Source organism: Acinetobacter parvus DSM 16617 = CIP 108168 (assembly GCF_000368025.1).
GTDB lineage: Bacteria > Pseudomonadota > Gammaproteobacteria > Pseudomonadales > Moraxellaceae > Acinetobacter > Acinetobacter parvus.
In genome coordinates, this window is sequence record NZ_KB849212.1 from 811,309 (window position 1) to 818,244 (window position 6,936).

The following is a 6,936-nucleotide window of genomic DNA, read 5'->3' on the forward strand; positions in this document are numbered from 1 at the left end:
GCAAGGCTTTAGATGCAGAAGAAAGATTGCACGTTTGCTTTAAAATGATCGCAAGCATGATGAGCGAAAAGCACTTTAAATGTGACTTGTTCCATTTTAGAGATTTGTTTAAGATAAGATATAACTCATTGAGATGTGTCATAGTATTCGTCGTTAGAAAACAATTATTGTGACATTATTTCAATGAGTTATCTATTTTTGTCGTGTACAGAGAAAAGATTGATTAAACCGTTGCTTGATTTGGACGATAATCAATCACATGATGACGCCAATGCTCTTTCAACTGCGGCGTGAATTCAAGATTGTTTTCATCGTAAACTTTACCATCAATCTCACGCGCAATTAAGCCTGCAATGCTGGTCATCATGTCATAGCCTGTCACCGCCTTGCTGTTTGGTAATGCAAGGAAAAATGCCAGACCCTGCACCTGTTCCGCAGACAATGTTTCCAGGTCAAAGCCCGCTGGGCCATTATCTGTGACGCGTAATACGGAGAACATCAATGGGCTTGGCTCATCGGTGTTTTCATAACGATGGAAACATGACATTTCGCCAAAACGCAGGCCATATTTCAGCAATACCTTTAATGCTTTATCACCAGACAAAGCACGACGTGGATTTGGATAAACATTCAAAGCAATAATTTGCTCTGCTGTTGCCAAAGCACTTTCATCATCATAGCGTTGCTGTTCATGCAAATGCACATCCAGAATATTACTTTCGCCATCAAACTCAGCAATCTCAACTGTTTCAATATTTGGGTTTAAGCTGAGCTGTGTTTCAGCTTTCTCATCCTGAGCTTTTTCTGGCGTTGCTAAAAGTGCTTCAACTTCGTCTTGAGACTGCGATTCTAGCACTGTCTCTTGTTTATTTGCATCCGAAGTGAGCTTAACAACTGGCTCAGGTTCAATCACAACATCAGTTTCAGTCGCTTTTACAATATTTTCCGCAGTAGCTATTTCAACTGGCGCTTTTGCTTCAATCGGTGCCGTGTTAAAACTTGGCTCAACACGGTTGGTTGCAGCGGTAACCACATCATTTTGCAAAATCTGATCCCTTACATGACGAGGAATCACAGGTTGCTGACTTTCAGGGTTAACATGAAGATCTGCTTCTAGTGAAAGCTCAACTGGTTTTGGTTTTCTTAAAATCATGATCAAACCAACGAGCATAATCACAACGGCGACAACAATGCCTATTATTGTATTCATTTCCATACTAGGACTCCGCAACTAACCCGTATTCTTTTGCCTGTTCTAAATCCACAGTCACTAATTTTGATGTGCCTGGCTCTGGCATGGTCACTCCAAGTAAATCAGTTGCCATTGTCATTGCCAATTTATTATGTGTAATGTAAATGAATTGCACTTGTTCAGAAAGCTCTTTTACCAAATTACAATACCGCTGTACGTTGGCGTCATCAAGTGGTGCATCCACCTCATCCAATACACAGAAAGGCGCAGGGTTTAGCCTAAAGATAGCAAACACCAACGCCAATGCCGTTAGGGCCTTTTCACCACCTGACAATAATGCCAGAGAACTGTTACGTTTACCTGGCGGACGCGCCATTAATTTCACCCCAGACTGCCAGTCATCCTCAAGGCTGAGGGTCGCCTCACCGCCATTAAACACTTTTGGAAACAAAAGTTGCAGCTCTTGATTGACCTGGTCAAAAGTGGTCATAAACAGCTTTCGTGTTTCCTGATCAATACTCTTCATGGCATCCTTGAGCTGATCAACCGTATTTCGCAGATCTTGCATCTGATGGTTCAACTCATCAAAACGCTGGGACACTTCTTCGTATTCTTGTGAAGCTGCCAAATTCACAGCACCGATTTTCTCAAATTGTTGCTGGGCTTTTTCAAGTTTTTGCTGATGATCTTTCATTTCTATCGTCAGGTCAGATAAAGCTTCCGCATTGAGTTCTTTCAGCTGTTCCAGATAATGTTCACGATCTGATTTTGCTGCCTGCCAAGCCAAGCGCTTTTGTTCCAACTGTTCACGCACCTGCTCATCTTTTTGCTGTGCCTGATGACGCTGTTCAGTCAGTTGCTGCTGTTTCTCTTGTACTTGATTGAGTTCCAGCTGCCATTCATTCCAGGTTTTTTGCAGTTTTTCGGTTTGTTGAAATTGCGCCTTAAACTGTGATTCAAGATTTGGCAATTCCAGTTGAATTGGGTCAACAAATTTCTTCGCCTGCTCAATCTGCTCAATGATTTGTCGATACTGCGTTTTCAGGAATGAGATATCTTTTTCTAACAACTCAATTTGCTGATTGGCTTGAGAGGTCTGACGGCGCAGATTTTCACGTTGCTGCTGCTGTTGGGTCAGCTGTTGTTGTTGCTCATCCAATTGTTCATTTAGATTTTCGACCTGAAACTGCAAAGTCTTATAGTTGGGTAACACTGCTTCCAATTTAATTGCTAAAGCATGCAGGTCAATTTCCAGATCATCCCGCTGCATGGCATCTTCTTCAAGCTGCACATCCAGTTGTTTCAACTGATCTGCCAGTTGCTGTTGCTGCAACACAAATGCCTGTGCGGTACTTTGTAATTTAGCAATTTGCACATCGAGTTGTTGTAATTCTTTTTGCTTCTGCTTCAAACCTTGTTGTTGCTGTTGCAACGTCTGTTGTTGCTGTTGCAAACTTTGCTGCTGTTGTGAAAACTGGCTTTCCAGATCAAGTAATTGTGGCTGCTGCTGTGCCAGTTGCTGCTCAATTTCTTCTAAACGCACTTGATGACTGAGCATCCCTTGTGCAGTCTGGCTCTCTTCATCGTAGTGCAACGCAATAACCCAGTCCGCACCGACATGATAACCATCCAGCGTTAAAATGGATTGTGCCTGATTGAGATCCGACTGATGATGCAATGCTATTGCCAAATTTTCTGCCACAGCAACATTGGCCCACAGTGAAGATTGTGGTGCTTCAATCCATGCACTTAAAAAAGCGAGTCCTGCAACTTGAACAGGCGGCCGTTGTGATGATTTTAACTGTCGTGCGATACCTTCTTGAAAGGCTTGCTCTTTCTCAATCAAATGCGCTTGCAACCACTTGGCTAAGAACTTCTCAATAATGCATGCATGCACTTTAGCTTGAGCAGTTAAACGCAAGTTTTGCATTAATCGAACGATATCTTGGTTCTGTTTGGGACTCTGCTTTGCCACCAATTGATTCAGGTTCTTTTGTTCAGCCAATAACACCTGAATCTCTGTTTTTAAACTCTGTGCATCAGTCTTGTTTAAATGTTGCTGATCCTCCTGGCTTTGTAGATTTTGCTGTAGCTGTTCAATCGCTGTTTCCAGTTCAACAATCTCTCGTTGCAACTGCTGCTGTAACTGTTCCAGTTGCGCTTGCTCATCATCCTGAACCTGAGCACGAATCTGGCCGCTTTGCTTTTGTAAGGTCTGCTTTTGCTGTTCAATCCGCAGTACATTTTTGCTTAGTTGCTCAATCTGTGCCGCCATTTGCAGCTTTTGTTGTTGCTGCTTTTCAACTTGGGTTTTAAGTTGTTCAAATTGCTGTTGTGCCTGCTTGTGTTGTGCCTGAACATCGGTAAAATTTTGCTCGGCGGCTTGGGTCTGCTGTTCCAGCTCAAGCAATTGCTCATTTTGCTCATCAAACTGCGTGGTTAAGGTTTCAACCTGCAACTCGGATAACTGCAAACGCTCCTTGGTTTGTACTTTTTGCTGTTCAAGCTGAACCAAGCTGCTGCTGTTTTGCTGCAATAAACTCTGTTTTTGCTCCAGCGTCATTTTCAATTCAGCTAGTTTCTTCTCTGCCTGTTGCCACTCCTGTTGCAATGGTGAAGACTGCTGAATCAACCGCTGGAATAAAGCACTTGTGGCTTCAAGATCATGTTCAATCGTATGTGAATCTGAACGAACCAACTTAAATTGTTCACCTAACGTGGTCATTTCAACTGTATATTCTTGTTGTAGCTTTTGACTTTGATTGGCTTGGAACGAAAGGATTTCGATTTTTAAGATTCGGATTTGGCTTTCTAAAGTTTTGTATTGAATTGCGGCTTCAGACTGACGCTTCAAGGTTCTGAGCTGTGATTTTAATTCAGCCGCTATATCCTCCAAACGAGCTAAGTTTTGCTCAGTATGTTCTAAATGCTGCAAAGTCTCACGACGACGTGCTTGATAGCGAGATACACCAGCAGCTTCTTCAATAAACACTCGCATTTCTTCAGGCTTGGCATCAACCAAACGGTTAATCATGCCCTGCTCAATCACCGCATAAGAACGCGGCCCTAGACCCGTTCCTAGAAAAATATCGGTAATATCACGACGGCGGCATCGTGTGCCATTCAAGAAATATTCTGATTTACCTTCACGTGTAACCTGACGACGCACCGCAAGCTCGTTATAGGCATTATAAGCGCCACCTAATTTTCCATATGTATTATCGAAACGAAGTTCTACACTGGCAAGACCGACAGGTTTACGCTTGGATGTTCCTGTAAAAATCACATCCTGCATGCTACCACCACGCAACTGACGTGCATTAGATTCGCCCATCACCCAGCGAATGGCATCAATCACATTCGATTTTCCGCAACCGTTTGGGCCAACGACCGCAGTACGATTGGCCTTAAAATTTAAAGTGGTACTATCGGCAAAAGATTTAAAGCCTGAAAGTTTTAAACTGCTTAAACGCATAACGCCGTGTTTTGACCTAAAAAATTAGCGGCGTGAGCGTCTTGCCCAAGCCAATTCAATCTGTTTCATTCGTGTTAGAGATTCCAACACAAGGTTGCGCAAGTGTCGACAAAAATCTTCCATAAATAAAGCGGCTTGTTGTGATTTTCGGATCAAAATAGCATCAATCACCAGCTTAAACAGGGTAAACGATTCCTGTAGCTCACGGCGAGAGGTGTTTAAGGTTAAAAAATAGCTACGGCGTAACGATGGCAACAGTTCCTTGTAAAACTGCATTATGTAGGGATTCGCCACCATCTCCTGCTGTTCAGCCAGATATTTAAAGATAGCATCATAAAACTTCTCAATATCCCCAGCACGGACAAACTCCATCAGTTGGTCTAACAAGGCCTGTAGCTGTTCTGCCTCATTGACCCGCCAGGTCTCACTAATCCGCTGCACAATATGGCCCAACACCATCACATTGGTGTCAAACAGTGCCTTGACCTGCTGGGCCGACATTTCAGAGACAATTGCGCCACGGCGTGGAAAAATTTCAATTAAATAGGTACGCTCCAGCAATAACAATGCTTCACGGACAGAGCCACGGCTGACATCCAACTCTTTCGCAATGCGCAGCTCCTGAATACGTTCGCCTTCAACCAGCTCGCCGCTAATAATTTGTTCACTAATGTATTTTGCAATCTGTTCAGAAAGACTATCAGCCTCTTCGAGATTCATGAGCCCCTCGCTATCTTTGTTATAAGCATTATTCAATGCTGTTTGCGCTTTTTTGTTTTAACTGATTTCGTTGTATAAATTCTATATCATTGTCTAACAATTTTATTGCTTTTTAAGCCAATCGTTCTAAAAAAACCTGATTTGATCCCGAATATACAGATAAAACCCATCTTTTCTATTTTTAATATCAGCCATTTATCTGCTTTTTGCCCGACAACCATATATCTGAAAGTTGAAATTCTATCGATTTTTTGTTGATATAAGTCACATAAAAGAATATTTTTCTCTGTACACGACAAAAATAGATAACTCATTGAAATAATGTCACAATAATTGTTTTCTAACGACGAATACTATGACACATCTCAATGAGTTATATCTTATCTTAAACAAATCTCTAAAATGGAACAAGTCACATTTAAAGTGCTTTTCGCTCATCATGCTTGCGATCATTTTAAAGCAAACGTGCAATCTTTCTTCTGCATCTAAAGCCTTGCCCATCAAGTGCTTACCACAATCATTTTATCGGCGTATGCAGCGCTTCTTTGCAGGTCAGTATTTTGATTATCGTCAAATTTCTCAGTTGATTTTCAATATGTTTTCATTCGACCAAGTGCAACTGACTTTAGATAGAACCAATTGGAAATGGGGAAAACGAAATATTAATATCCTGATGCTCGCAATCGTTTATCGTGGAATAGCGTGATGTGGTTCCGTTAATTAGACCACTCAATTCAGTTTTATAAGTGATAAATCCGCTCTAAATATTTAAATCATGCTGCCATTACTTTTAGTAAATGTTGATCATAAAATTCATTTGGTGTTGCCTTATTCAAACTTGAATGAGGACGTATCATGTTATAAAAATCCAAATATTCAGCAATTGATTGTTTCGCTTGTTTAACCGTATCGTAAGCCTTCAAATAGACTTCCTCATGCTTCAAGCTGCGCCATAACCGCTCAATCATCACATTATCTCTCCACCGTCCTTTCCCATCCATACTGATACGGATATTTCGCAATTTTAACTCATTCAAAAATGCCTCGCTTGTGAATTGACTGCCTTGGTCTGTATTAAACACCTCAGGACAACCATATTTCACAATTGCTTCTTGCAACGCATCTATGCAAAAGTCTGTTTCCATACTGATCGATACACGATGAGCCAGTACTTTACGACTATGCCAATCTATAATTGCACACAAATAGACAAAGCCTTTAGCCATAGGAATGTATGTGATATCTGTACACCAGACTTGATTAGAGTGATCGATGACCATGTTTTTCAACAGATATGGGAAAATACGGTGTGCAAGATTAGGCTTACTGGTATTGGGTTTTGGATACAAGGCATGTATTCCCATCAAGCGCATTAAACGTCGGACTTTACGCCGACCTATTTGATGCCCTTGACGCTGTAGCATATCTCGTATCATTCGACTGCCCATAAATGGGTAGTCGAGATGAATTTCATCGATCAGACGCATCAAACTCAAATCAGTTGATGAAATCTCTTTGGGCTTGTAATACAACGTACTGCGATTGATTT

4 protein-coding genes and 2 pseudogenes are annotated in these 6,936 nt (G+C 41.6%); 1 reads left to right on the forward strand and 5 read right to left on the reverse strand.

Annotation, left to right across the window (positions count from 1 at the left end; genetic code table 11):
* From F988_RS14750 to F988_RS10460, 4 genes and pseudogenes are all read right to left on the reverse strand, one after another.
* Positions 1-142 (reverse strand): annotated as a pseudogene (locus F988_RS14750) (IS4-like element ISAba33 family transposase); the annotation flags it as partial.
* A gap of 81 nt (positions 143-223) precedes the next feature.
* Positions 224-1,216, reverse strand: coding sequence for a cell division protein ZipA C-terminal FtsZ-binding domain-containing protein (locus F988_RS10450; protein WP_004682897.1), 993 nt, complete (start codon positions 1,214-1,216; stop codon positions 224-226).
* Between the two features lies 1 nt (position 1,217).
* Positions 1,218-4,667 carry a chromosome segregation protein SMC gene (gene smc / locus F988_RS10455; RefSeq protein ID WP_004682899.1) on the reverse strand — a complete coding sequence of 1,150 codons (3,450 nt, stop codon included), beginning with the start codon at positions 4,665-4,667 and terminating at the stop codon, positions 1,218-1,220.
* Positions 4,668-4,691: 24 nt separating this feature from the next.
* On the reverse strand, positions 4,692-5,387 hold the full coding sequence (locus tag F988_RS10460) for a GntR family transcriptional regulator (RefSeq protein WP_004682900.1): 696 nt from the start codon (positions 5,385-5,387) through the stop codon (positions 4,692-4,694).
* Between the two features lie 355 nt (positions 5,388-5,742).
* Here F988_RS10460 and F988_RS10470 point away from each other — a divergent pair.
* Positions 5,743-6,090: pseudogene (locus F988_RS10470) on the forward strand (IS4-like element ISAba33 family transposase); the annotation flags it as partial.
* Between the two features lie 70 nt (positions 6,091-6,160).
* Here F988_RS10470 and F988_RS10475 read toward each other — a convergent pair.
* Positions 6,161-6,936, reverse strand: a 776-nt coding sequence (locus tag F988_RS10475) for an IS3-like element ISAcsp5 family transposase (RefSeq protein WP_082187173.1), incomplete at its 5' end; no start/stop codon positions are given.

Bases quoted from the DNA above. Each gene is read 5' to 3' on its own strand.
- F988_RS10450 (WP_004682897.1), bottom strand. From the start codon at position 1,216: ATGGAAATGAATACAATAATAGGCATTGTTGTCGCCGTTGTGATTATG.
- smc (WP_004682899.1), bottom strand. From the start codon at position 4,667: ATGCGTTTAAGCAGTTTAAAACTTTCAGGCTTTAAATCTTTTGCCGAT.
- F988_RS10460 (WP_004682900.1), bottom strand. From the start codon at position 5,387: ATGAATCTCGAAGAGGCTGATAGTCTTTCTGAACAGATTGCAAAATAC.